Below are 1,049 nucleotides of genomic sequence, written 5' to 3'. Positions count from 1 at the left end.
GTCTCCCTCAGCCCGACCCGTTCTCCCCTGAACGCCTTGCCTGCGCTCAGACTGACACCCTGTATGCTCAGCTTTCCGCTGACATCCACTTTCCTGACCTTCACCCCTTCATCGTACTCAGGTGGCGTTACGCTGCCGCTGTACTGCCGGGCAGACGGCTGATAACGCGAGGCCGGTACCGCCATATCCAGCGCCTCGTGCGGGCGTTCAAGGTTGTACACCGTGCGCCAGTGATCGAAAGCGCGCTGCAGCTCTCCGCTGTCCGCGAACCATTTTCCCTGCAGCACTTCCGCCTTCAGGCTGCGGTGAAAACGCTCCAGCTTGCCCTGCGTCTGCGGATGATAAGGCCGGGAGTGCCCCACCCGGATACCGTGGCGCATCAGCCACAGCTCCAGCGCCGTCCAGGTGCCGGTGGTGTCGCCCCACGGTGAGCCGTTGTCCATCGTCATCCTGTCCGGCAGGCCGTAGCGTTCAAACGCGCTGACCAGCTGCTGCTGCACGGTCTCGCGCCGTTCATCGGTACAGTGCGCCAGGCACAGGGAAAAACGGGAGTGGTCGTCCAGCAGGGTGAGCGGATGGCAGCGGCCACCGCCAAAGGGAAAGTGGCCCTTAAAATCCATCTGCCAGAGCCGGTTCGGCGCGTCATGTTCGAAGCGTCCCGTAGCCGGAACGCCCGGTGATGCGCCCGGCAGCAGACCGTGACGGGCCATCAGATTATGGACGGTGCTGAAGGCGGGCATACGGTGCCCCTGGTCTTCAAGCCAGCGCTTAATCTTGCGGGCGCCCCAGCGTTGATGACGGTCATGCGCCATGCGCAGCAGGGCCGTTATGTCGTCAGATGAGCGGTTCGGGGAATGATGAGGTGCGCGGGAGCGGTCCTGAAGACCGGAGGCACCTTCCTCAGCCCAGCGCTGAAGCCACTTGTAGCCGGTGGCAGGAGAAATGCCGAACTGACGGCAGAGGAAACGGATGTTCGCCCCGTCCTGCGAGGCGAACAGCACAAACTCGGTACGTAATGACATGGTATCTCTCGCATCCCAGGGCATAAG

At 63.0% G+C, this 1,049-nt stretch carries 1 protein-coding gene; it reads right to left on the bottom strand.

The features are described 5' to 3' along the window. Positions 1 to 1,049: IS481 family transposase (locus ACMWL8_RS25085; RefSeq protein ID WP_414751625.1), on the bottom strand; the 1,049-nt coding region annotated here is incomplete at both ends.

This window comes from Enterobacter sp. 04-C-12-SI-ECC, from assembly GCF_047530715.1.
Taxonomy (GTDB): domain Bacteria; phylum Pseudomonadota; class Gammaproteobacteria; order Enterobacterales; family Enterobacteriaceae; genus Enterobacter; species Enterobacter bugandensis.
Note: the sequence above shows the minus strand (reverse complement) of the source record. Positions and strands in the feature narration are given on the sequence as shown.